Genomic DNA, 25,321 nt, shown 5'->3' with positions numbered 1-25,321 from the left:
TAAATATTTGAAATTTAGTTTTAAAAAATCTTGAAAAATGATATAATATGGTTCTATATTTTTTACGTCATAAATATTTGAATTCTATTTTATTTAAAATTTCTTACTGCTGAGCAAAATACAAAAATGAATAAAATAATTGAATTAACTGATCAAAATTTTAAAGAAAAAGTATTAACTGCTCAAGGTTTTATATTAGTTGACTTTTGGGCTGAATGGTGTAATCCTTGTAAAATTTTAGCATCTGTTTTAAATGAAATCTCAGAAGAATATTCTAGCAAGATAATCATTGGTAAACTAAACATAGAAAAAAATCCTAATACGGCTCCAATATATTCTGTTAGAAGTATTCCAACATTATTATTATTTCATAATAGCGAAGTTCTATCAACTAAAGTAGGAGCAATTTCTAAATTAGAACTTAAAGAATTTTTAAATGAATACGTTCATTAAAAACATCAAAAATCATTAGTTATAAAACATTAAAAGCATCAAGATATTTAATTTCATTTAAAATTTATTATAAAATATTATTAAATTTTGAAATTACATAATAACTTTTATTTTGAAATTTACCCCGATTTTACTAAGAACCCACCATTATGAATCTTACCGCACTTAAAAATCTGCCAGTTTCTGAATTAATTACTCTTGGTGAAAAAATGGGGTTGGAAAATTTAGCGCGTATGCGTAAACAAGATATTATTTTTGCAATCCTTAAACAACATGCAAAAAGCGGAGAAAATATATTTGGAGACGGTGTTTTAGAAATATTACAAGATGGATTTGGTTTTCTACGATCTGCTGATAGTTCTTATTTAGCTGGTCCTGATGATATATATGTTTCACCTAGCCAAATACGTAGATTTAATTTACGTACAGGTGATACTATTTCTGGAAAGATAAGACCACCAAAAGAAGGAGAAAGATATTTTGCTTTACTTAAAGTTAATGCAGTAAATTATGATAAACCTGAAAATGCAAGAAGCAAAATTTTATTTGAAAATTTAACCCCATTACATGCGAACTCTCGTTTAAGAATGGAACGCGGAAATGGTTCTACTGAAGATTTAACCGCAAGAGTGTTAGATTTAGCATCTCCCATTGGAAGAGGACAAAGAGGGTTAATTGTAGCTCCTCCAAAAGCTGGAAAAACAATATTACTACAAAATATAGCACAAAGTATCGCTTATAATCATCCAGATTGTGTTTTAATGGTTTTATTAATTGATGAAAGGCCCGAAGAAGTTACCGAAATGCAAAGATTAGTTAAAGGAGAAGTAGTCGCTTCTACTTTTGATGAACCTGCATCAAGACATGTACAAGTAGCGGAAATGGTTATTGAAAAAGCAAAGAGATTAGTAGAACATAAAAAAGATGTCATTATTTTATTAGATTCGATTACTCGATTAGCACGTGCTTATAATACAGTAGTACCCGCATCAGGAAAAGTTTTAACAGGAGGTGTTGATGCTAATGCTTTACATAGGCCTAAACGTTTTTTTGGGGCCGCACGTAATGTAGAAGAAGGAGGGAGTTTAACAATTATTGCAACAGCATTAGTTGATACAGGTTCAAAAATGGATGAAGTCATTTACGAAGAATTTAAAGGAACAGGGAACATGGAATTACCTTTATCTAGAAAAATTGCTGAAAAACGTGTTTTTCCAGCTATCGATTATAATCGTTCTGGAACTAGAAAAGAAGAATTATTAACTTTGCCAGATGAATTACAAAAAATGTGGATTTTAAGGAAAATTATTCATCCTATGAGTGAAATCGATGCAATGGAATTTTTATTAAACAAACTTTCTATGACTAAAACTAACGATGAATTTTTTGATATGATGAAACGTTCATGAAAATTTGAAATGTTTTATTTTAAATTTTTACAAAAAAAAGCTGGACATCAGAGTTAATTAATTTTAAAATCTAGTTGTTATTTTTTAATATTGCGCTCGTAGCTCATTTGGATAGAGCGCTACCCTCCGAAGGTAGAGGTGTCAGGTTCAAATCCTGTCGAGCGCATTGTTTATAAAAATCACATCTCCATTAACTTATTTTTTTATTTTGGTGGCTATAGCTCAGTTGGTAGAGTTCTGGATTGTGATTCCAGAGGTCATGGGTTCAAGTCCCATTAGCCACCCAAAAACTAGATTATATAGCATTTTCATAATCAAAAACGGCGAATAGCGCAGCTTGGTAGCGCAACTGGTTTGGGACCAGTAGGTCAGAGGTTCAAATCCTCTTTCGCCGACCAAAAACTTAATGAATATATTTAATTTCCTCTATTCTTTTTATTAAACAATTATTACTTGCACAACTTGCAACTATGACATCATTCCATCCTAAATATTTTGCTATTTTTAGCAATCTTATACTTATGACAAAAATTTTACATTTTAATAACCAATCCGTTCTATCTAGACTAGACACTACATTTTTTACATGGTATAAAATTTCGCTACTAGTTATAACTAAAGTGTTTATTTTATACGACCGCCATTTTTTTTCTTCTATTTGCATATCTATATTTTTTACAACTCTTTTATAACATTCAACAAGAGAAATATTAAATTTTTTTTTTAATTGTCTTTGTATTAATTTTCGTCCATTTTCACCTTGTAATAACACTATTTTATCGTTTTTTAATAAATTTCTATATAATAATTTTAATAAATTCTCACTATTTTCTTTTTCTTGAGGGAAAAATATTTTTTTTTTACATATTTATAAAGAAAAAGCGCAGTACTTTGACCAATAGTAAAATATTTTACATTATCAGGCCATTTTAAATTATTATGTTTTAAATATAAGTTTGTATAGTAAATAGATCTTTTAGAAAATAGAACAATTATATTAGATTGATATAATTCATTGCACTTATTAGACAAATTCATCGAACTAGTGCTTATATCAAAATCAAAAAAAGAAAAATGCCAAGATTTTATACCTATTTTATTTAAATTATTTACTAAATCTTTACCTAATCGTTCAGGTCTCATGACTAATATTTTCATATATAATTAAACTGTTGTAAAAAGATATTGTTAAGAATATTTTGAGCTCCATTTTGTAATAATTCTTTAGCAAGTGAGTATCCCATTTTTTCTCCTGTATTATATCTGCCTATTTTTTCTCCTTTTAATATAGTTTCACCATTAGGTGAACCTACTAATCCTCGTAACCAAATTTGATTTTTTTTAATAATAGCATAACTTCCTATTGGAATATGACATCCTGCATTCAATTTTCTACAAAATGCTCTTTCTGCATTAATTTCAATAAAGGAGTTTATATGATTAAGACGAGATAAAAAAAATATCATTTTTTTATCGTGTATTCTAGATTGAATACCGATTGCACCTTGACCACATGAAGGAAGGGATAATTCAGCAGGTATAATTTGAGTAATTCGATTTTGTAATTTTAATCTGTTTAAACCTTCAGTTGCAAGAATAATTGCGTCATATTTTCCTTGATCTAATTTAGCTATTCTTGTTTCAATATTTCCTCTTAAGGGTAAAATAATTAAATCTGGTCGATAAGTAATCAGTTGGCATTGTCTTCTTAAACTAGATGTACCAATTTTAGCACCTTGGGGTAATTGATTAATTGAATTATAATGATTAGATACTAGTGTGTCTAATGGGTTTCCTCTTTTACAGACGCTAACTAAACATAATTCCTTTGTAATATTTACTGGAAGATCTTTCATAGAATGAATTGCAATATCCGCTTTATTCTCAAGCAAAGCAATCTCTAATTCTTTTATAAATAATCCCTTTCCTCCTATTTTTGATAGAGATTTATTTAAAATGTTATCTCCATTAGTGACAATAGGTACTAATTTTATATTCACATCTGGATACAAAGATAGTATTTTTTTTTGAACATATTTAGTTTGTTGTAAAGCCAACGGACTTTTTCTAGTAGCAATTCTTAATGTTTTATTTTTCATATTACAATTCATGTTAATATGAGTATATTTTATATGATTTTTTTCTTACAATCCTTAAAACCGGTGAAAAATCATTATAATTTTCATATTTATAATCAATTTATTTTTTTGTTAAAAGTGTTTCGGATTAAAAATAATTTTTTTATTTGATTGTATAGAAAAGGCATTTTCAAATATTTCCCAAAAATTTTTTTTAGTACGATTACAAATCCATTTATTTTCCTTGTAGTTAAAATGATATCCATTGATTTTCGTAGCTAACCAAATTTGTTTTAGTGATTCTTGTTTATTGATTATAATTAAACTTTTATTTGAAAAGGTAATAGTCATCACATAATCTTGAATTTCATAGTCTATATCAATTTCATTCTCATATAAATTTAAAATATCTTCTATTTTTAGAAATAAATCGTTCAATAAAACATAAAAATTATTTTTTTTATTTGTAGTTGTGTTTTTCATGATTATTTCCTTAGTTTTTATATTTATTATAACAAATTTGAAAGACAAAAATAATGAGATTAATATATTTTTATATAATTCTATTTTTACTATAATTTTAATGATTATTTGGATTGATTTATAAAAAATAGGTTTTAAAACATTAAACTATTAATTAGGACAGAATATGATTTCATATGATAAGAACAAAAAAAAATTATCTTTTTCTAAAATGCATGGATTAGGTAATGATTTTATGGTTGTTGATTGCATTAATCAAAATTTTCTTTTATCATCATGTATAATAAAAAAATTATCTAATCGAAATACTGGGATTGGTTTCGATCAACTTTTAATTGTAGAAAAATCGAATCATCCTTCTTTTGATTTTAATTATCGAATTTTTAATGCAAATGGCAGTGAAGTTGAACAATGTGGTAATGGTGCACGATGTATTGGTTTGTTTTTATTGTTAAAAGGTTTAACTAATAAGAAAAAAATTTTTCTTAGCACACAAAAAAATAGTTTAATTATTGAATTTTTATCTAATGATATGATTCAAGTTAATATGAATAAACCTGATTTTGAATTAAAAAATTTTACTTTATTAAAAAATTTTTCACATAAAAATTTTTCAATAGAGCTTTTTCAAGAAAAATTAATGTGTAGTCTTGTGTCAATTGGTAATCCTCATTGTATTATTAAAGTTCAAACTATTAAAAATGCGCCTGTCAACATACTTGGTAAAAATATAGAAAAAAACATTCTATTCCCTCAGGGAATTAATGTAGGATTTATGGAAATTATAAATAGAAAAAATATTAAATTAAGGGTATATGAACGTGATGTAGGTGAAACCTATTCTTGTGGTAGTGGAGCATGTGCTGCAGTAGCGGTAGGTATTGCACAAAATTTACTTTCTAATACCGTTAAAGTGACTCTATTAGGTGGACAACTCATTATAACCTGGAAAGGTTTTGGACATTGTCTGTATATGACAGGACCTGCAAAACATATTTATGATGGTTATATATATCTATAAAATTATTTTTTCTAAAACAGGAGTGATATTTTGATTTTATTAAAAGAAAACAATGAATCATTTGAAAAAAAACAGTATATTAAAAAAAATACAAGAAAATTTAATCAAGTTATTCTGGCTCTTTTTTCAGGTGGATTTTCTACTTTTTCAATTTTATACTGTGTACAATCAATTTTGCCAGTATTTTCTAAAGAATTTTCTCTCACTCCTGCCGAAAGCAGTTGGTCGTTATCTTCAGCCACTGGAATGATGGCTTTTGGTATGTTATTTACTGGACCTTTGTCTGATGTAATAGGTAGAAAATCAATTATGTCTGCTTCTTTATTTATAGCAGCAATATTAACAATAATATGTTCTATGATGACTAGTTGGACTAATATTGTTTTGTTTCGTGCTTTAACAGGTTTAGCACTAAGTGGTGTTGTAGCTGTAGCTATGACATATATTAGCGAAGAAATACATCCCAATTCCTTATCTTTTTGTATGGGTTTGTATATCAGCGGTAATACTATAGGTGGATGTTCAGGAAGACTTTTAAGTAGCCTTTTATCCGAACGATTTTCATGGAATATTTCATTAATAATTATTGGATTATTTTCTTTTATATCTTCTTGTCTGTTTTTATATTTTTTACCTGAATCTAAAAATTTTCATTCTATTTCTATTAATTTTTATAGTTTTTTAACACGTTTTTATTCACAATTAAAAAAACCTAAATTATGTATTTTATTTTTAATAGGTTTTATATTAATGGGTAGTTTTGTTACAATATTTAACTATATTAGCTATCGTTTAATTTTAGAACCATTTTTTCTTTATCCATCCACTATAGGATTATTATCTATGATTTATTTAACTGGAGTTTATAGTTCTCCTAAAGCTGGAATTTTAATAAAAAAATATTCTCGAAAAAACGTTTTAATAATGTCTTTATGTTTAATGTTAATAGGTGTATTTGTTACACAATATAATCAATTATATATAATTATTTTAGGCTTAATAGTCTTTTCTAGTGGGTTTTTCGCATCACATTCTATTGCTAGTAGTTGGATCAGTTCTCAGACAAAAACTGCTAAAGTACAAGCTACTTCTTTATATTTATTTTTTTATTATTTAGGTTCAAGTTTATTTGGTACAGTTGGTGGATATTTTTGGTTGCATTTACAGTGGTTAGGAATTTCAATTTTTATAACAACAATGTTATTATTAGGAGTGATATTATCTTTAAAATTAAAAAAAAATTAAATACTATGAATAAATGTTATTCTTTTATGAAAAGTATCAAAAATCATTTTTATACAAAAATTCATATTTTTCTTTCCTCAAATATAGTTTCTTACAGATAATAAACTTAGTTCAATTCATCAAAATGGCTTGAAGATTATGCTATACTTATTTTCTTATTCTGATTTGAATCATAGTTTATTCGTTTTTTTAGCTTTATTTTTCGTTTTATTTTATGAAGCTATAAATGGTTTTCATGATACAGCAAATGCAGTATCAACGTTAATTTATACTCGTGCAATGTCTTCAAATGTTGCAGTCGTAATGTCTGGAATATTTAATTTTTTAGGTGTGATACTTGGAGGTTTAACAGTTGCTTATGCGATTGTACATCTTTTGCCAAACGATTTACTATTAAATAGTACATCAAAAAATGCACTTGCTATGATTTTTTCGATTTTATTAGCTGCTATAATATGGAATTTATCTACTTGGTATTTTTGTTTACCTGCCTCAAGTTCACATTCGTTAATTGGAGCAATTGTTGGAATCGGAATAACAAATGCGATCATGAAAAATGCATCTTTAGTTGATGCACTTAACATTCCTAAAATGAAAAGTGTGTTTTTATCTCTTATTTTTTCTCCTATTATAGGATTGATAATAGCAGGTAGTCTAATTTTTTTATTACGATACTATGTTAATAATATTAATAAAAATTTTTATCAAATCCATATGACTCCATTAGAACGTGAAAAAATAGATGGAAAAAAAAATCCACCATTTTTTATTCGCGTAGCATTGATTTTATCATCTATCGGTGTCAGTTATACTCATGGTGCAAATGATGGACAAAAAGGTATTGGATTAATAATGCTCGTTTTGATAGGAATTGTACCTTCTTCTTTTTTAATAAATTTAAATTCTACTACAACTGAAATAATTTGCACAAAAAATACAATTCATCAATTAGAAAAATATTATTTAACATATTCAAAAAATACATTGCAAAAAATTGAAAACAAAAAAATAATTAATTCATGTAATTTTTATGAAATTATTACAAACATAAATAAAACTAAATTTTTACTACAAGATATTTCTAATTATAATACATTAGATGGAGAAAAAAGATTGCAATTACGTCATCTTTTATTATATATTTCTGATGTAATTGACCAAACAATCAACATTATTAATCTTGATAAAAAAGATAAAAATTTTTTAATAAAAAGCAAAAAAAATATACTAAAAAATATTGAATATGCGCCTATGTGGATTATATTAATTGTCGCGTTATCTTTATCAATAGGAACTATGATAGGTTGGAAACGTATCGTGATTACTATTGGTGAAAAGATAGGAAAAAAAGAAATGACTTACGCACAAGCTATGTCAGCACAAATAACAGCTTCATTTTCAATTGGATTAGCAAGTTATACAGGAATACCTGTTTCTACTACACATATTTTATCATCTTCAGTAGCAGGCACAATGTTAATTGATGGTGATGGAATTCAAATGAATACTATTAAAAACATCGCCTTAGCATGGTTATTAACTTTACCTATTTCAATTATTTTATCTAGCTTTTTATATTCTATCACGTTATTTCTAATATAAAATATGAATTTAGAATATAAATTTTGTAAAATTATTAGTGTTTTAATAGGGGTACGTGAAAATAATATGTACTCCTGTTTATATTTTAAATAGGATGATATATATCAAAACGATGTGTTTTGCCTCTAATAACAAAATTTATCTTATCTTTAGATAAGGGTTTTGCATAATAAGGACGTTTAACAACAATTCTTTTTTTTGCAACGGTTCTAGAAAGAGTTAATAAATTCTTAGCATCATCATCTTTTCCTATTAATGTTCTAAAAATTTGCATATTTTTTTTTGGCAAAGATGTTTTTTTCCGTAAAGGATACATAGGATCTATATATATAATATCTGGTTCTAAAACAGTCGATTTTATTATATGAAAACTATCATCAAAAATTAATTGTAATCTTTTTTTTAACCAACTTCCTATTTTTGTGTCTTGATAACCTCTGTCTAATCCATCTTTTAATAATGCAGCAATGATTGGATTACGTTCTACCATAAAAACGCGACAACCTAAAAAAGAAAGTATAAAAGCATCGCTTCCTAATCCTGCTGTTGCATCTAAAATAATAGGATAATAAGAATTTTTTATTCCTACAACTTTAGCTAATATTTCATTTTTTTGAATTGAACGACATCTATAAATATTTTTTTTTGATGTAAAATCAACTTTTATAGGGTTTTGTTTAGGATTTCTACGATTATGTAATTCGAGTGAATTAGAATTTACTATTAGAGTTATAGGACAATTTTCATCATGTTTTAAATTAAATAAATTAATTAAATTATACAATCGTTTATTATTATCTTTAAATGATAAATATATTTTCATGTTTTACCTTTTTTTTCATAATTAATAATTGACTTTTTTAAAAATATATCTAAAATATAATTTAATAAATTTTTTATATATTGTATATATAAAAAATATATAAAAATTATTTAAAAAAATTAATCTGTTAATTTCATTGTTATCAATTTATAAAAACAGTGTATCAAAAATAAGGATAAAATATTATGTCATATAATCTTTTTAATATGGATATAATTAGAAAAAAACCTGAAATAAAACAAAATACTTATAAAATTTCTAATAAAAAATTATCAGAACATAACAAAAATAAAAAAATTATATCATCAATGATATTTCAAAAAGATATAGAAAAAAATTTGAAAAATATATGTGAAAATTCTCTAATTTTATTAGACATATTAAATCAACACACAAAAAAAAACATGTATAAAAAATACAATTTAGAATCTTCTCTATTTGTAGACAAAAATTTTCACAAAATTATCAATGCAAGTGATAAATCTTCTGTAAAACTTTTAATGAAAAAAAAATTTCTAATAACCCCTCATCATATGTTTTAAACAATAAAAACACAACTTTTCAAAAAAAATTCATAGATTTCGATCTTTTAAGAATAAGTCGTGATATTTTAAATGCTATTAAAGATAAAGTAGTCACTACTTATAAAACTGCAAAAAAAAAGACAATGCAAGTTTTTAATGGAAAAATTAAAACTATATTATTTTCAGATCGAGATTTAGATCCAAATTCCAAAACTACAAAAATGATTCCCTTATCTGAACATCTTGAAGATCTTAATCAAATGATTGAATCTTCAAAAATTTTTATAAAATCAATAATTGAAAAAGTTCGATATCAAGGAAAAATAAAAATCGTTAATAAATTAAACAACAATCCGCAACATCCTCAGTATGAAAGTTCTTTTCCAGATCTTCTTAATGTGACTCCTAAAACACATAATGAAGATAGTTCTTATACAAGATTAGATGAAAATTTTGATTTAGAAGGGAGAAAACATCTTGCAAAGATAGATAGCAATTTTAAGAAACGAATGAATAAAAGTGTTCAAGAATCTTATATGCAAAATTTTATTGTTGACAAAAATTCATGGAAAGTTTCAGATAAATTAAATTCATGGAAAAATATTCAAAATGCAATCATACATTTTCAAAAATCTTACGAAAACTTAAAATTGACTTCAGATTTAAATAAGACTTTTATGGATGATTTTAATGTATCTCTTTTTATTATAAATGACCAAATTATTACTCCCGATAATCGTGAAAAGATGATACAAGATTTTAAAACAATCATACCAGATAGCAATTCTCAAAAAATAATTTCTATATATGCAAATCCCAAATTTTTATATCAATCTTATCTTCAATTAATTTCTGAACATCCAGAAATTGATCAATATCAAATAAAAAACTCACGAAATATTTATAAAATCGACAACTTAAATGATGGATCAATTAAATTAGTTGCCACACACCTATCTGATTTAAATGTACAAAATAGTAATTATATTCAAAAATATAAATCTTTAGGAGTTCGAGCAACTGTAATTATTTATCCTAATGATTTTCCAATCATTAAATATTCACACTTTGTAAAATAAACATATATTAGTTTTTTTGATATATTATACATCATAAATTATGAAGTAATAGGGTATATGAAATATATACCCTATTACATTATAATTTTTTATAAAATTAAAGTGTAATAAGATATGTTATTGAACAATAATGTTATTTATTTTTTTGAGTAATGCAATATGTACTTCTTTAGGAAGATATAATTTAGTATCACCTTTATGTTTTGCAATTTCTTTAACAAAGGATGAAGATATAAAAGAAAATTCTTTTGAAGAAAGTAAAAATATACTGTCTAAATCTGGATAAATTTGTTTATTTATAGCAGCTAATTTTATTTCATAATCAAAATCAAATATAGTACGTACTCCTCTAATCAGGATTTTAGTTTTTTCTTTTTTTGCTAAATTTGCAAGTAAACCATTAAAACCAAGTATTTTTTTGATATTTTTTAGATGTGATGTAGAGATTTTAGTTAATTCTATTCTCTCTTTAAGATCAAAAATAGGTTTTTTTTTTAAATTATTAGAAATTGCAATAATTATGTTATCAAATATTTTTGTTGCTCGTGTTATAATGTCTAGATGTCCATAAGTGATGGGATCAAATGTTCCTGGATATATTGCAGTTGTATTCATATTATGTATTTATAATTCACTGTATTTACGTATTTTTAAATATACAATATTTTTTAAAGAAAAAGTTTTTATTTTTTAATTTCAAACAATCAACTTCTAAGAAAATTCATATGAAAAAAAAAATCGTTGGAAACCCAGTGCATCAATTTCAAATTTAGTCAAAAGATCGAAAATTATTTCTAATATTCGTTTATTTTTTTTACAAAAAAATATTATTGAAGTTGAGACACCAATTTTATCTAGTTCATCTGTTACCGATGTAAATTTGGTTTCTTTTAAAACATATTATTCTTCATGTGATCAAGTTCAAAAGTTAAAATTATGGTTAATTACCAGTCCAGAATATCATATGAAACGTTTATTATCAGCAAAACTTGGATCTATATATCAAATTTCTCATTGTTTTAGAAATGAAGAATTTGGTCGATATCATAATCCAGAATTTACTATGTTAGAATGGTATCAACCTTTTTGTTCAATGAAAAATTTTATAAAAGAAATAGATAAATTTCTTCAAATCATTTTAAATTGTAACAAATCAGATAAAATGTCTTATCAAGATGTATTTATAAAATTTTTAAACATAGATCCTTTATCTACTACATTATCAGAATTACATCAAATATCTAAAAAATTAAAATTACATTATTTAACTCATATTGAAAATGATTTAAATAAGTTAATACAATTGTTATTCACATTAGAAATAGAGCCTAAACTTGGTAAAAAAAAACCGATATTTATTTATCATTTTCCAGTAGAACAAGCGTCTCTTGCGGCTATTAATTCACAAGATTCTCGTATTTCAGAAAGATTTGAATTTTTTTTTAAAGGAATAGAATTAGGAAATGGATTTTACGAACTAATAGATGTCGATGAACAAAAAAAACGCTTTATTGAAGATAATAAAAAACGTATTGCTATGAATATTCCTTGTCAAAAAATAGATAGTTTATTTCTCGATGCTTTGTCTTCCGGGTTACCGAATTGTTCCGGAGTTGCGATAGGTTTAGATCGATTAATTATGTTAATGTTAAATGAAACCAGGATCAGTAAAGTAATATCTTTTTCATTAAATCGTTGTTAATAAAAAATCAATCTTTTTACCAATAGTTTTCCATGGTAATATGGCCTGGTTCACGTCGTAAATGTTTTTTCATATTTCGGTTGTTTTTTAAAAAAATATATGTATCTTTAACCATATGAGGATTTCCACATAACATTATGTGCGAAGTTTTGGGATTGATTGATAAATTAACTGTTTTTTCTAAACGTTGATTTTTTAACAAAAAAGGAATTCGACCGGTTAAAGAATTTTTATTTTTTTCTCTACTGAGAATAGTTTGAATTTTTAATTTACCTTGATATTTTGTACGTAATTCCTTCATTAAGGGAAGATAAACTAATTCATTTTGATATTTTACTGCATGTATTAATACAATATTATTAAATTTTCTAATATTTTTCCCTTCTTTTAATATTGAAAGATAAGGTGCTATTCCTGTCCCTGTGGCAAACATCCATAATATTTCAGAATCAGGTATTTCATTTATAGTAAAAAATCCAAATGAATGTTTTTTAATTAAAATTTTGTCGTCAGATTGCAAATTATATAATAAATTACTTAATTTTCCATTTATAACACGAACAATATATATCTCGATATTTTTTTCACTTGGTGAATTCAGATATGAATAAGCTCGTTGAACTTTTTTTCCAGTCTGTTCATTATATAAAGCTAGTTTCGTAAATTGCCCTGCATTGAAAGATGCTATAGGAGCTTTTAAAATCAGACTAAATAAATGATTAGTCCACTTTTTTTTTTCTAAAACTGTTGCATTGATCCATGGATTCATGTTTTATTCTCAATAATCAATGATCATATTTCACCATTGTACTTATGTTTGTGTTTGCTTAAGTACAATGGTTTGGATTTAAAAAAAAATATAAAATTTTTATTTTTTTAACTTTATTTGTTATCAATTTTTTTCGTTTCGTTTGGAATATTAATTGAAATTTTTTTAGGTTTTTCTGTTTCTGGAATATTACAACTAAAAGTTAATTTTAACAATCCTAAATATAACTCTGCTTTTTTGACTTGAATTTTATGATCTAAGTTAAAACTGACAGAAAAGTTATTAAAAATTATTCCTTTATGTAACCACTTTTTAATTTCATTTTTTTTATCATGTGTTTCTTGATGTTCTTTTTTTCCTCGAATAGATAATTGATTATTATGAACAGAAATATCTAATTCTTTTTCTTCATATCCAGGAATACTAAGTATTAACTCATATTCTACTTCATTTATTTGACAAATATTATAAGCTGGTGTATCAGATATTGGTTTTTCTCCTGTCAATGTACTAAACATTTTGTCAATTTGATTAAATCTATTTGAAAAAATATCATGATCATTGAAATTAGGAATAAATGAAACAGAACGATAAGACATAAAAAACTCCTTCTTTAAAAAAATATTTTTAATTTTTATAAAAAACGAATAATTTTAAAAATCTTTTATTGTTTATATAAGGCCTTATTTCTTTTTTTCAATACTAATGTTAAATTAATTTGAAACTTTTTAAGTAATTTTAATTAAAAATATTTATCTATTACAGATAAATATTTTAAAAATTAATTATAAAATAAAACGACTTAGATCTTCATTAGATATTAATTGATCTAAATGTTTTCCTACATAACTTGAATTAATTTCAATTGTATTACCCTTATTTTCAGTTGCGTTAAAAGATATATCTTCCATTAATTTTTCTAATATAGTATGTAATCGACGAGCTCCAATATTTTCCATAGATTCGTTCACTTTCCATGCTGCTTCTGCAATATTACGTATACCCTCTTTAGTAAAATGAATATTAACGCCTTCTGTTTCCATAAGTGCTTTGTATTGCGCAGTAATAGAAGCTGTGGGTTCCGTTAAAATTTTTTCAAAATCATCTATTGTCAATGCTTGTAGTTCAACTTTGATTGGTAAACGTCCTTGTAATTCAGGAATTAAATCAGAAGGAGTAGAAGTTTGAAATGCTCCAGAGGCAATAAATAAAATATGATCTGTTTTTACCATTCCATATTTAGTTGAAACAGTACAACCTTCTACTAATGGTAGTAAATCTCTTTGAACACCTTCTCGAGAAATATCTGGTCCGGAAGCATCTCCTCTTTTACAGATTTTATCAATTTCATCGATAAATACTATCCCGTTTTGTTCAACTGCATTAATAGCTTCTTTTTTTATTTCTTCGTGATTAATTAATTTTGCAGCTTCTTCTTCTGTTAGTAAGATTATCGCATCTTTAATTTTTAATCGTCTATTATTTTTTTTCTGTCCTCCTAAATTTTGAAATAAAGATTGTAATTGATTTGTCAATTCTTCCATGCCTGGAGGAGCCATTATTTCAATTCCCATACTAGTTGTAAGTACGTTGATTTCTATTTCTTTTTCATCTAATAGACCTTCTCTTAACTTTTTTCGAAATATTTGAATCGTGTTTGAGAGACTTTCATTTTTTTCTTTTTCCGATGCATTTATTTTTGGAGTAGGAATAAGAACATCTAATATTCTTTCTTCAACTATTTCTTCTACTCTATTTTTGTTTTTTTCAATGTTTTTTATTCGAATCATTTTTATTGCTGCATCAGTTAAATCTCGAATGATTGAATCTACTTCTTTTCCAACATAACCTACTTCAGTAAATTTTGTTGCTTCTACTTTTATAAAGGGAGAAGCAGCTAATTTTGCTAAACGTCTAGCAATTTCTGTTTTACCAACTCCAGTAGGTCCGATCATTAAAATATTTTTAGGAGTTATTTCATGACGAAGTTCATTATTTAATTGCATACGACGCCAACGATTTCTTAACGCGATAGATACAGCTCTTTTTGCTTTTTCTTGACCAATAATAAATTTGTCAAGTTCAGAAACAATTTGAGGAGGAGTCATTGAAGACATAAAAAATAATCCTTATTTTTCTGAAAATAGTTCTTTAATAGTAAAAGTATGATTTGTATAGATACAAATATTTGCAGCAATAGTTAATGATTTCTCTACGATCTCATGTGCATTTAAATTAGTGTTATTTATTAATGCACGAGCAGAAGATTGAGCATAAGAACCACCTGATCCTATAGCTATTAAATCATCTTCAGGTTGTATTACATCTCCATTTCCGGTAATTATCAATGAACTGTCTTTATCAGCAACAGCTAACAAAGCTTCTAGCTTTCTTAGCATTCTATCAGATCGCCAATCTTTTGCTAATTCAATTGCAGCACGTTGTAATTGCCCTTGGTATAATGCTAATTTTTTTTCAAACATTTCAAATAAAGTGAAAGCGTCTGCTGTTCCTCCTGCAAAACCAGCAATGACTTTTTCGTGGTAAAGAGATCTAATTTTTTTTACATTACTTTTCATAATTGTATTACCTAAAGTTGCTTGTCCATCACCTCCAATTACTACTTTATTTTTTAGTCTTACACTTAATATTGTGGTCACAAGAAAAACCTCTTTAACGTAACGTTTTTATTTCTTCATACGTTTTTTGTATAAAAATTTTATATAGAATATAATTTAACACCTTCGTGATTTAATCATCTTTAGTTAAATTACTTTTTTATGTTATTTCATGATTTTTAAAAATTGGGAAAAGTTTTATATTATATAAAATATAATTCATTTTGTTCAACTCGTTTTGAAGATACTAAATATTTTTACAGATTTTTTAATTTTTTAATATATTTCCATTTTTCTTTTGGTTTAGGAGGTAATATATTTTTTTTTTTGTCTTTTTCTGTTATATGTGTATTTTTTTTTTTCAAAAATCTATTTTGATTAATGCAATAATAACTAATAGAAATTATTATTAATGTAAATATAACATATAGATTTTTTTTTTTTGAAATAAAAATTCGATTTTTTTTTTTTTTTTTTACAATATAAATATTCGTTATACATTGTGTTTCATCATGTAAAATAACTAAATTTTTTAGTATTAGTGTATTAAAAATTGTATAATAATATAAAACATATTTTTACTTTATAGGAATTTTTTTAATGAAAAAAAATATTCATCCTAATTACACTAAGATAATTGCTATTTGTTCTTGTGGAAACAAAATTGAGATTTTTTCTACTATTAATCACAGCATAAATTTAGATATATGTGCAAAATGTCATCCATTCTATACAGGAAAACAAAGAATTATTGATACTGGAGGACGTGTTGAAAGATTCAAAAAACGTTTTAATTTTAATAAAAAATAGTTGACATTAAAAAAAATTTTATTTTTTCCTTTAAGCATCTTAAAAATTGATAGTTTAGATGCTTAAAAAATGATTCAAAAAAATATAATTTTTTAAATTATTTACTTTTTAAAGTAAATGAAAAATATTTTTTAAGTGCTAAATAAAGGGCATTAGAAATTTTTTTTTGATAAAAAGTTGTATTTAATTGTTTTTCTTCCCAAAAATTAGTAATAAAACCTGTTTCTATTAATATAGCAGGTATATTTATAGAACTTAATATCCCTAAACTAGCGTAGTTTAATTCTATTTTATGTAATTTTATGTTTTTTTTTAATTGTTCAAATATATGTGTAGATAGATCGAATTCTATTTTTTGAAAATTGCTAAATTGCAAGTCTAAAATAGTTTTTTTTAAAAATAAATCATTTTTGTTTTCATTAAACACTTTCTGTATGCTTTCAGCAAATAATATATCTGAATTTTTATTTTTTAGATAATTATTAATTTCACGATCCATTCTGCTAGGTGAAATGATCCATAACGATGCTCCTGATACGTATCTTTTTTTAGAAGAATCTACATGAATAGAGATTAATAAATTTACGTGATTTTTTTTAAAAAATTGTTTTCTTGTTTTCAATGAAAGATAAGAGTCATTATTACGTGTTAGAATTGTACGAAATATTTTATCGTTATCTAAGAACTTTTTAAGTTGGAGTGCTATTGCAATATTAACTTTTTTTTCTTGAAGTCCATTATGCCCAATTGCTCCTGGATCTTTCCCTCCATGTCCTGCGTCTATTAAGATAGTAATCTTTTTTGATAAATTGTCCGTATTATTTATCTTTTTTTTTAAAAAAAAATTTATCTTTATAAGATTGAAATATTTTAATGTTTTTTATATTATTTCTTTTGTGTTTTAATATTCTTGCATTTTTTAAACAAATTATATTATCGTTTTTAAAATTTTTTTTTTACATATTTAGTATTCATTTGTATTTGAAAGAAAAATGATAATAGAAAAAACATTATCCATTTATAAGGGTAGTGAAAAATCATATATATTTCCTTTAATTATATTTTAAATATTATTAAACTTTTTATGTGTGTGATAATATAAGGTTGATTTTTATTCTTTAGAAATTTTATTGAAATAAAATTTTTAAAAATATGATTGGAGCGGGAAACGAGATTTGAACTCGCGACCCCAACCTTGGCAAGGTTGTGCTCTACCGACTGAGCTATTCCCGCATGCTTTTAAATGTTTTGAATCGATATAAACAATATTTATTTTATAGATATAAAATAAATTTTTCAAGCTTTCTTTTTTAAAAATAATTTTTATCAAATTTTAAAAAAATTTTTTTTATAAAACTTTAGTTCCATAATAGATTCATAAACATCTTCAAGTGCTGTATGATTATTTTTTTTTAAACAATTATGAACTTTAGTATTCCAACGATAAAACAATTCTTTAATCGTACTAACATCTATATTTCTATAATGAAAATAATTTTCTAATTTTGGCATATATTCAAATAAAAATCTTCTATCTTGAGTAATACTATTTCCGCACATTGGAGATGATTTAATTGGAACCCATTTTTTTAAAAAAAGTATTGTTTCTATTTCAGCTTGATGTTCATCATAAAAACTATTTTCAACACGTTGTATTAATCCGCTTTTTCTGTGTGTCCGAATATTCCATTGATTCATTAATAACATATTTTTTTGTTTTTGATGTATAGCAATGACTGGTCCTTCTGCAATTATATTTAAATTAACATCTGTAATTAATGTCGCAATTTCAATAATGCGATGTATTTTCGGATGAAGACCAGTCATTTCTAAATCAATCCAAATAAGATTGTTTTTATTGATTTGCATATACTTTATGTGTTATTGAAAGATTTTTAAAAAATACAATTATTCCTTATACCATATATTTAATTTATATAAAGATTTTAATCAAAATTTCACATGTAAAAAGATAATTTTACAATATTAATATTTATTAAAAAATAGTAATTTTATTAAAAAGTTCTTAAAAATATTAAATTATCTATTTTTAGATTCTTCGAGAAACATTATGATGCAAAACATAAATTTAAATCAAACTAAATCTTATCAAGATTTAATTAAACACTTCAAAAAGATAAAAAATATTCATTTGAAAGATTTTTTTTTAACTGATCCTAATCGATTTAAAAAATTTTCAGTTTTATTTGAAAATGAAATATTGGTTGATTTTTCAAAAAATCGTATTAACGATATGACTTTAATGTATTTGTTAAATTTAGCTAAAGAAACTAATGTAAAATCCGCAATCAAACAAATGTTTTCTGGTGAAAAAATTAATCAAACAGAAAACCGTTCTGTATTACATGTAGCACTTCGTAATAGAACGAATCATGCTATTGTCATAGACAACCATAATATTATGATAGAAATTAATACTGTTCTCGAAAAAATGAAAAATTTTACAAATCTTGTGATTAACGGAGAATGGAAAGGTTTTACAAACAAAACAATTTCTGATGTTGTAAACATTGGTATTGGTGGATCTGATTTGGGACCATATATGGTAACTGAAGCATTACGTCCCTACAAAAATCATTTAAATATGCATTTTATTTCAAATATTGATGGTACTCATATTACTGAAGTTTTAAAAAAAATTAATCCTGAAAAAACCATCTTTTTAATAGCTTCTAAAACCTTTACCACAGACGAAACAATCACTAATGCTTATAGTGTAAGGAAATGGTTTTTAGATTTTTCAAAAAATACAAATGCATTAAATAAACATTTTTTTGCTCTATCAGCTAATGTAAAAAATGTTTTAGATTTTGGAATTGATATTAATAATATTTTTAAATTTTGGGATTGGGTAGGAGGACGTTTTTCATTATGGTCTTCAGTTGGTTTATCGATTGCTTTATCTATTGGGTTTGATAATTTTAAAAAATTTTTAGATGGTGCACATGCAATGGATAATCATTTTTATAATACAGATAACCATAAAAATCTCCCGATATTATTAGCTTTAATAAGCATTTGGTATGGTAATTTTTTTGAATCTGAAACCGAGGCTGTATTACCATATGATCAGTACATGCATCGTTTTTCTGCATATCTGCAGCAATCCAACATGGAGTCTAATGGAAAATCAATTAATAGAAATGGACAAAAAATATCTTATCAAACAGGTCCTATTATTTGGGGAGAGCCTGGAACTAATGGACAACATGCGTTTTATCAGTTAATACATCAAGGTACTAAGTTAATTCCCTGTGATTTAATTGCTTCAGTATTTTCACATAATAATGTGAATGATCATCATTTAAAACTTATATCTAATTTTTTCGCTCAAGGACAAGCATTAGCTTTTGGTAATTCGAAAAGTACGTTATCCCATGAATTAAACTTAGTTAATGATAGTTATCATAACACAGATATAACTTTACCGTTTAAAATATGTGAAGGTAACCAACCTACGAATTCAATTTTAATTCGAAAAATTAATCCTTATAATTTAGGAGCATTAATTGCTTTATATGAACATAAAATTTTTGTTCAAGGTTATATATTAAATATATTTAGTTTTGATCAATGGGGTGTAGAAATAGGAAAAAAATTATCTCAAGATATTTACAATTATTTAAATCATAATTTTCAACAAAAATGTTATGATTCATCTACTGAAGGTTTAATTGATTTTTATAAGTCTTTTGTAAAATAAAACATTTAATAATTAAAATGGTATTTAAAAAAAATTATTTCAAATTCTAATTTTATCAAAAAGCGTGGATTATTATGTTTACATTAATGAAATTAAAAATACAAAATTTTGGTCAATTCTTAAGTAATATGATCATGCCCAACATAAGTATTTTTATTACATGGGGTATTATGAATGCTTTGTTTTTACCTGTAGGTTGGCAACCCAATAAGCTTTTAGCGCAGTTAATAGCACCTGTGATGTTTTATCTTTTACCTCTTTTAATTGGATATACAGGAGGTCGTTTAGTTTCTAATGAAAGAGGCGGATTAGTAGGAAGTATTAGTACCATTGGAGTTATTACTAGTACTGATATGCCAATGTTATTAGGAGCAATGATTGCAGGGCCATTAGGTGGATGGGCTATGAAGAATTTTGATCAAATAATAGAAAATAAAATAAAAAATGGTTTTGAGATGTTAGTTAATAATTTTTCTATTGCTATTTTAGGTATTTTATTAGCAATTATTTCATTTTTTACAATTGGTCCATTTATTGAATGGATTTCTCATATTTTATCTAATTTAATTAAATTAATATTATTTTATAATTTGTTGCCTCTTTTATCTATTATTGTAGAACCAGCTAAAATATTTTTTTTAAATAATGCGATCAATCATGGGATTTTTTCACCATTAGGAATTCAAGATGTTTTAGAAAATCATAAATCTATATTTTTTTTAATAGAATCTAATCCAAGTCCAGGATTAGGTGTATTAATGGCTTGTCTTTTTTTTGGAAGAAAAGATACATCTAAATCTTTAGGAACAGCGGCAGCAATTGAGTTTTTAGGCGGAGTGCATGAAATTTATTTTTCTTATGTACTTATTCAACCAAAATTAATTATATCTCTTATTATTGGTAGTATGATAAATATTTTTATGCTTGTTATGTTAGATGGTGGTTTAATTTCTGCAGTATCACCAGGATCAATTTTATCTATTTTGGCTATGACTCCAAAAGGTTTTTATTTAGTTAATATTACTGCTATTTTTTGCTCTTTTATTTCTTCTTTTTGTAGTGCTTCTGTATTGCTAAAATATGATTTTGGTAAAATATATAAAAAAAATGAAAATAATTTGAAGAATGATAAAGATTCGTTAAGCATAGCAACATCTCAAGAAAAACAATTTAATGAAATAAATTTAACAAATTTTAGTAAAATTAAAACAATAATAGTCGCTTGTGATGCGGGAATGGGTTCTAGTGCTATGGGAGCTAGTATTCTTCGTAAAAAAATAAAAACAGCTAATTTAAATCATATTTCTGTATCAAATATGGCAATTAATTTATTACCTAAAAACGCAGATTTAATAATTACACATAAAAATCTAACTGATCGTGCAAAACAATATGCACCTAATGCACAGCATATTTCTTTAAAAAACTTTCTTAATAATAATTTTTATGATAATTTAGTAAAAAAATTGCTAGAAAGTATGTTTTTATTAAACAGAAATTACAATATTTCTTTAAATCATAATAACAAGAATAATATAAAAGATAAAAAAAAATCTCGTTCTGTATTTCAATTAAGTGAAAAAAACATTTTATTAAATCAATATGCTAATACTAAAGAAGAAGCAATTAAAATTGTAGGCTTGAATTTAGTAAAATATGGATATGTTAAATTTGACTATATTAATTCAATGTTAGAAAGAGAAAAAATAGCTTCAACTTGGTTAGGTGAATCAATAGCCCTTCCACATGGAACTATTCAGGGAAAAGAATCTGTTTTAAAAACAGGGATAATTTTTTGTCAATTTCCAAAAGGTGTTCATTTTGGGGAAGATCTAGATGATATTGCTTATATTGTGATTGGTATAGCGGCTAAGAATGATGAGCATATTATGGTAGTAAGTAATATCACTAATGCCTTAGATAATAAAGGTACTATTAAAACACTTTCGACAACAAATAATATAAAAGAAGTATTATCACTTTTAAATAGCAAATAAATACAAGATTAACATCGTTATAAACATAACATTTTTATTGGAATTTCTATATGAAAGCACTTCATTTTGGAGCTGGAAATATTGGTCTTGGATTTATTGGAAAAACACTATCAGAATCGAATTTTGATGTTATATTTTCTGATATCAATCAAGATATAATAAATAGAATTAATCATCATAAAAATTATTTTGTTAGAATAGTCGGAAAAAATAAAGATAAGATTTTTAATATTAAAAACGTAATAGGTGTAGGTTTTAATGATCCTGATATCGTAAAAACAATAACCTTAGTTGATTTGATTACGACTTCATCCGGTGTTTCTTCGCTTAATAAAATTGCATCGGTGATTTCAGAAGGAATAATATTAAAATGCAATATGAAATCAATAAAACCATTAAATATCATTGCTTGTGAAAACAAAATGAAAGCAAGTTCTATTTTAAAAAAAATGGTATTAGATACATTACCTGAAAAATATTATACTTATTTCAAAAAATATATTGGTTTCGTTGATTGCAGCATTGATACAATAATTCCTTATAAAAAAAATCAAAAAAAAAGCTCTATACTTATAATTGCTGAAGATTTTCAAGAATGGATTGTCAACATCACTCAATTTAAAGGTAAAATACCAAAAATAACTAATATGAAGTTAAGTAAGAATTTAGATTCTTTGATAGAAAGAAAATTATTTACATTAAACACTGGACATGCTATAGCTGCATATTTAGGATTAATAAAAACATACCAAACAGTTAATGAAGCTATTTTAGATAAAACAATACGTTTTATTGTCAAATCAGCTATGAAAGAAAGTGGAAATTTTTTAATAAAACATTATAATTTTAATGTTCATGATCATTTTTCTTATATTGATAAAATTTTTTTTCGTTTTGAAAATCCTTTTTTATTAGACAATCTTACACGTATCGCACGAAATCCATTACAAAAATTACACAAAGAAGAACGTTTAGTAAAACCTTTGTTAGGTTGTATTCAATATGGATTATCTTATGGAAATTTAGCAAAAGGTATTGCAGCAGCGTTTCACTATTATAATAAAAATGATTTAGAATCATTAAAAATATCTGATTTTATAAAAAATCAAGGAATTCAAAAAACTCTATCCAATATCTGTGGTGTATCTGAAAATAGTGAGGAAGCTCATTTGATTATTTCAGAATATAATTCTATATTAATAAATAGATCTATAATAATTTAAATAAATATAAAGTAATATTATTTTTCTAGTAATTTATTTAACTAACTTTAAAATTAAAATAATGCCATTTATTCGTGTATTACCATTAGACTTATCATCTCAAATTTCATCTGGAGAAGTAATTGATTGTCTAGCTGGAGTAGTGCAAGAAATTATAGAAACTAGTATAGATGAAAATGCGAAAAATATTGATATTCGAATAGAAAAAAATGGTTTTCAATCTATTCTTATACAAGATGATGGTTTTGGTATTAATAAAAAAGAATTATTGCTTGCGCTTACTCGTCATGCTACTAGTAAAATTAATTCTTTGTCTGATTTAAATTCAATTCATACTTTTGAATTTCGAGATGAAGCATTAGCTAGTATTTGTTCTATTTCGAAATGTAATTTAATTTCTTCTAATAAAAATAATAATATTGCTTGGAAAATATATTCAGAAGGGTCGATTGATACAAACAAAATAGTTCTTCAACCAATAGCATATCCTCAAGGAACTACTGTTATAATTGAGAATTTTTTTTACAATATACCAGTTAAACTAAAATTCATAAAAAATGAAAGATTGGAATTTTTAAAAATTTTTAACATTATTAAAAGAATTGCTTTATCAAATTTTGATATAAATTTTTCTTTCAAACATAACAAAAAAATAATTATACAATATTATAACACTAAAAATAAGACAAGTAATCTTCATAGGTTAAAAGATGTTTTTTTAAACAAAATAGATATAAAAAACTTATTAGAAATAAAATTCAAATTACATAATATGATCTTATCTGGATGGATATTAAATTCTGGAGATTTGAATAATTTTAAAAAAATTCAATACCGTTATGTTAATAATCGTTATGTTTGTAATAAAACGATTATTAATGCTGTTTATTATACATCTAATAAAATATTAGGAAATAATAAAATTTCTTTTATTTTATATTTGAACATGCCATCTAATGAAATTGATATTAATATTCATCCCACGAAAAATGAAATTGCATTTCATCAATGTAATGTAGTGTATTCGTTTATTTACCTGGCTATTTTCTGTACTTTAAAAAACAATCAAAATAAATTTTTATCTAATAAAATATTTGATTCTTTGATACAGAAACATATAATCAAAAAAACAAAAACACAAAGAAATCTTATATTTGACGATTGTTTAAAACAATGTAATTATTCTTTACACAATTTATTAATAGTTGTACGAAATTATTATGGACTAATGCATCATCGTGGTAATTTTTCATTAATTTCTTTTCTCTTGTCTCAAGCGATAGTTAAAAAATATCAACTGCGAATCAATATCATAAACAATATTGAACTTAAATATTTTATCACTCATATAACGATACATCTTACTTCTACAAACTATTTGACTTTACTCTTCCATGAAAAAATATTACTAAAATTTGGATTTCGTTTAATTTTAAAGAAAATTGTGTTATTTTAAACACTATTCCATTTTTTTTTAAAAAAAATATTGATATATTAATACCGAAATTTTTTAAATTTTTGTTTTCAAAAAAAATACTATTAATTTCAGATATAATTAATTGGTTTTATATTAATGTTTTTATTGAATTAAAAAACTGGACTTATGCAAACGGAGCTTCTCTTCTTTTAAAAATGCAAGTATATTGCCCTCTTTTATTAGAAAATGCTTCACCTAAACTATTACAAAAAATAAATATTAATTCAGCATTATGTATGTTAAAAATATAGATTTTAATAAAAATAACAAAAAAAAAACCTGTA

General features: G+C 24.7%; 25 protein-coding genes, 4 tRNA genes and 1 pseudogene. 17 read left to right on the top strand and 13 right to left on the bottom strand.

The genetic code is table 11. The features are described 5' to 3' along the window. Window positions 1-126: 126 nt before the first annotated feature. The 5 genes from trxA (at window position 127) to ATN01_RS02995 (ending at window position 2,260) form a co-directional block, all read left to right on the top strand. Window positions 127-453 carry a thioredoxin TrxA gene (gene trxA, locus ATN01_RS03015; RefSeq protein WP_075433588.1) on the top strand — a complete coding sequence of 109 codons (327 nt, stop codon included), beginning with the start codon at window positions 127-129 and terminating at the stop codon, window positions 451-453. A gap of 149 nt (window positions 454-602) precedes the next feature. After that, entirely contained in the window at window positions 603-1,862 is a 1,260-nt protein-coding gene (rho, locus tag ATN01_RS03010; RefSeq protein ID WP_075433587.1) for a transcription termination factor Rho, read from the top strand. 92 nt (window positions 1,863-1,954) lie between these two features. Beyond that, window positions 1,955-2,028, top strand: a tRNA-Arg gene (locus tag ATN01_RS03005). 45 nt (window positions 2,029-2,073) lie between these two features. Then, a tRNA-His gene (locus tag ATN01_RS03000) sits at window positions 2,074-2,146 on the top strand. A 37-nt stretch (window positions 2,147-2,183) separates the two neighbouring features. Further along, window positions 2,184-2,260, top strand: a tRNA-Pro gene (locus tag ATN01_RS02995). Between the two features lie 5 nt (window positions 2,261-2,265). On the opposite strand, the gene ATN01_RS03230 is transcribed toward ATN01_RS02995, so the two are convergent. The 4 genes from ATN01_RS03230 to cyaY form a co-directional block, all read right to left on the bottom strand. Then, window positions 2,266-2,715, bottom strand: a complete 450-nt coding sequence (locus ATN01_RS03230) for a uroporphyrinogen-III synthase (protein WP_075433586.1) — start codon at window positions 2,713-2,715, stop codon at window positions 2,266-2,268. After that, the gene (locus ATN01_RS03225) at window positions 2,673-3,020 is read right to left on the bottom strand and encodes a uroporphyrinogen-III synthase (RefSeq protein WP_075433585.1); all 348 of its coding nucleotides are present in this window, start codon (window positions 3,018-3,020) and stop codon (window positions 2,673-2,675) included. The genes ATN01_RS03230 and ATN01_RS03225 overlap by 43 nt, the downstream gene beginning before the upstream one ends. After that, a complete protein-coding gene (hemC, locus tag ATN01_RS02980; protein ID WP_082248332.1) occupies window positions 3,017-3,961 on the bottom strand; it encodes a hydroxymethylbilane synthase in 945 nt (314 codons plus the stop codon). Before hemC ends, ATN01_RS03225 begins: the two co-directional genes overlap by 4 nt. Window positions 3,962-4,072: 111 nt before the next feature. Beyond that, a complete protein-coding gene (gene cyaY, locus ATN01_RS02975) occupies window positions 4,073-4,423 on the bottom strand; it encodes an iron donor protein CyaY (protein ID WP_075433583.1) in 351 nt (116 codons plus the stop codon). Window positions 4,424-4,589: 166 nt separating this feature from the next. Here cyaY and dapF point away from each other — a divergent pair, with 166 nt between their 5' ends. The 3 genes from dapF (at window position 4,590) to ATN01_RS02960 (ending at window position 8,291) form a co-directional block, all read left to right on the top strand. Then, window positions 4,590-5,444, top strand: coding sequence for a diaminopimelate epimerase (gene dapF / locus ATN01_RS02970; protein ID WP_075433582.1), 855 nt, complete (start codon window positions 4,590-4,592; stop codon window positions 5,442-5,444). A 30-nt stretch (window positions 5,445-5,474) separates the two neighbouring features. Then, entirely contained in the window at window positions 5,475-6,689 is a 1,215-nt protein-coding gene (locus tag ATN01_RS02965; RefSeq protein ID WP_161938580.1) for an MFS transporter, read from the top strand. 138 nt (window positions 6,690-6,827) lie between these two features. After that, window positions 6,828-8,291: an inorganic phosphate transporter gene (locus ATN01_RS02960; protein WP_075433581.1), complete on the top strand. Its 1,464-nt coding sequence runs from the start codon at window positions 6,828-6,830 to the stop codon at window positions 8,289-8,291. 85 nt (window positions 8,292-8,376) lie between these two features. Here the strand turns inward: ATN01_RS02960 and ATN01_RS02955 are convergent, their stop codons facing one another. Continuing rightward, a complete protein-coding gene (locus ATN01_RS02955; protein WP_075433580.1) occupies window positions 8,377-9,114 on the bottom strand; it encodes a class I SAM-dependent methyltransferase in 738 nt (245 codons plus the stop codon). Window positions 9,115-9,299: 185 nt separating this feature from the next. Here ATN01_RS02955 and ATN01_RS02950 point away from each other — a divergent pair, with 185 nt between their 5' ends. Together ATN01_RS02950 and ATN01_RS03100 are read left to right on the top strand one after the other, a co-directional pair. Then, window positions 9,300-9,656 (top strand): hypothetical protein, encoded by a 357-nt coding sequence (locus ATN01_RS02950; protein WP_075433579.1) that lies wholly within the window; start codon window positions 9,300-9,302, stop codon window positions 9,654-9,656. Between the two features lie 125 nt (window positions 9,657-9,781). Beyond that, on the top strand, window positions 9,782-10,717 hold the full coding sequence (locus tag ATN01_RS03100) for a hypothetical protein (RefSeq protein WP_236854799.1): 936 nt from the start codon (window positions 9,782-9,784) through the stop codon (window positions 10,715-10,717). 117 nt (window positions 10,718-10,834) lie between these two features. Here ATN01_RS03100 and coaD read toward each other — a convergent pair whose 3' ends face one another. Further along, the gene (coaD, locus tag ATN01_RS02940; protein ID WP_075433578.1) at window positions 10,835-11,332 is read right to left on the bottom strand and encodes a pantetheine-phosphate adenylyltransferase; all 498 of its coding nucleotides are present in this window, start codon (window positions 11,330-11,332) and stop codon (window positions 10,835-10,837) included. Between the two features lie 127 nt (window positions 11,333-11,459). Between coaD and epmA the strand changes: the two are divergent. After that, a pseudogene (epmA, locus tag ATN01_RS02935) lies at window positions 11,460-12,419 on the top strand (elongation factor P--(R)-beta-lysine ligase); the annotation flags it as partial. A gap of 16 nt (window positions 12,420-12,435) precedes the next feature. Here the strand turns inward: epmA and ATN01_RS02930 are convergent. The 4 genes from ATN01_RS02930 to hslV form a co-directional block, all read right to left on the bottom strand. Further along, on the bottom strand, window positions 12,436-13,188 hold the full coding sequence (locus ATN01_RS02930) for an FAD-binding oxidoreductase (RefSeq protein WP_075433576.1): 753 nt from the start codon (window positions 13,186-13,188) through the stop codon (window positions 12,436-12,438). A gap of 113 nt (window positions 13,189-13,301) precedes the next feature. After that, window positions 13,302-13,787 (bottom strand): Hsp20 family protein, encoded by a 486-nt coding sequence (locus ATN01_RS02925; protein WP_075433575.1) that lies wholly within the window; start codon window positions 13,785-13,787, stop codon window positions 13,302-13,304. 186 nt (window positions 13,788-13,973) lie between these two features. Further along, the gene (gene hslU / locus ATN01_RS02920) at window positions 13,974-15,305 is read right to left on the bottom strand and encodes an HslU--HslV peptidase ATPase subunit (RefSeq protein ID WP_075433574.1); all 1,332 of its coding nucleotides are present in this window, start codon (window positions 15,303-15,305) and stop codon (window positions 13,974-13,976) included. A gap of 12 nt (window positions 15,306-15,317) precedes the next feature. Continuing rightward, window positions 15,318-15,848 carry an ATP-dependent protease subunit HslV gene (hslV, locus tag ATN01_RS02915; RefSeq protein WP_075433573.1) on the bottom strand — a complete coding sequence of 177 codons (531 nt, stop codon included), beginning with the start codon at window positions 15,846-15,848 and terminating at the stop codon, window positions 15,318-15,320. 558 nt (window positions 15,849-16,406) lie between these two features. On the opposite strand from hslV, the gene rpmE reads away from it, so the two are divergent. Next, a complete protein-coding gene (gene rpmE / locus ATN01_RS02910; RefSeq protein ID WP_075433572.1) occupies window positions 16,407-16,616 on the top strand; it encodes a 50S ribosomal protein L31 in 210 nt (69 codons plus the stop codon). 97 nt (window positions 16,617-16,713) lie between these two features. Here the strand turns inward: rpmE and ATN01_RS02905 are convergent, their stop codons facing one another. From ATN01_RS02905 to orn, 3 genes are all read right to left on the bottom strand, one after another. Beyond that, window positions 16,714-17,442 carry an N-acetylmuramoyl-L-alanine amidase gene (locus ATN01_RS02905; RefSeq protein WP_075433571.1) on the bottom strand — a complete coding sequence of 243 codons (729 nt, stop codon included), beginning with the start codon at window positions 17,440-17,442 and terminating at the stop codon, window positions 16,714-16,716. Between the two features lie 331 nt (window positions 17,443-17,773). Beyond that, a tRNA-Gly gene (locus tag ATN01_RS02900) sits at window positions 17,774-17,849 on the bottom strand. Window positions 17,850-17,942: 93 nt separating this feature from the next. Continuing rightward, entirely contained in the window at window positions 17,943-18,485 is a 543-nt protein-coding gene (gene orn / locus ATN01_RS02895) for an oligoribonuclease (RefSeq protein WP_075433570.1), read from the bottom strand. A gap of 205 nt (window positions 18,486-18,690) precedes the next feature. On the opposite strand from orn, the gene pgi reads away from it, so the two are divergent. The 5 genes from pgi to ATN01_RS03175 all read left to right on the top strand — a co-directional run bounded on the left by pgi (window position 18,691) and on the right by ATN01_RS03175 (window position 25,288). Further along, complete coding sequence (gene pgi / locus ATN01_RS02890; RefSeq protein ID WP_075433569.1) at window positions 18,691-20,340, top strand: glucose-6-phosphate isomerase; 1,650 nt, start codon at window positions 18,691-18,693, stop codon at window positions 20,338-20,340. A gap of 74 nt (window positions 20,341-20,414) precedes the next feature. Continuing rightward, window positions 20,415-22,337: a PTS mannitol transporter subunit IICBA gene (locus tag ATN01_RS02885; RefSeq protein WP_075433568.1), complete on the top strand. Its 1,923-nt coding sequence runs from the start codon at window positions 20,415-20,417 to the stop codon at window positions 22,335-22,337. 50 nt (window positions 22,338-22,387) lie between these two features. After that, the gene (locus ATN01_RS02880) at window positions 22,388-23,560 is read left to right on the top strand and encodes a mannitol-1-phosphate 5-dehydrogenase (RefSeq protein ID WP_075433567.1); all 1,173 of its coding nucleotides are present in this window, start codon (window positions 22,388-22,390) and stop codon (window positions 23,558-23,560) included. 61 nt (window positions 23,561-23,621) lie between these two features. Next, complete coding sequence (mutL, locus tag ATN01_RS02875; protein ID WP_236854797.1) at window positions 23,622-25,016, top strand: DNA mismatch repair endonuclease MutL; 1,395 nt, start codon at window positions 23,622-23,624, stop codon at window positions 25,014-25,016. Window positions 25,017-25,078: 62 nt separating this feature from the next. After that, entirely contained in the window at window positions 25,079-25,288 is a 210-nt protein-coding gene (locus ATN01_RS03175) for a hypothetical protein (RefSeq protein WP_236854795.1), read from the top strand. The last annotated feature ends 33 nt before the right edge of the window (window positions 25,289-25,321 follow it).

The organism is Buchnera aphidicola (Diuraphis noxia) (assembly GCF_001700895.1).
GTDB classification, from domain to species: domain Bacteria; phylum Pseudomonadota; class Gammaproteobacteria; order Enterobacterales; family Enterobacteriaceae; genus Buchnera; species Buchnera aphidicola_D.
The sequence above is the reverse complement of the archived record's forward strand: the minus strand, read 5'-3'. Positions and strand labels throughout refer to the sequence as shown.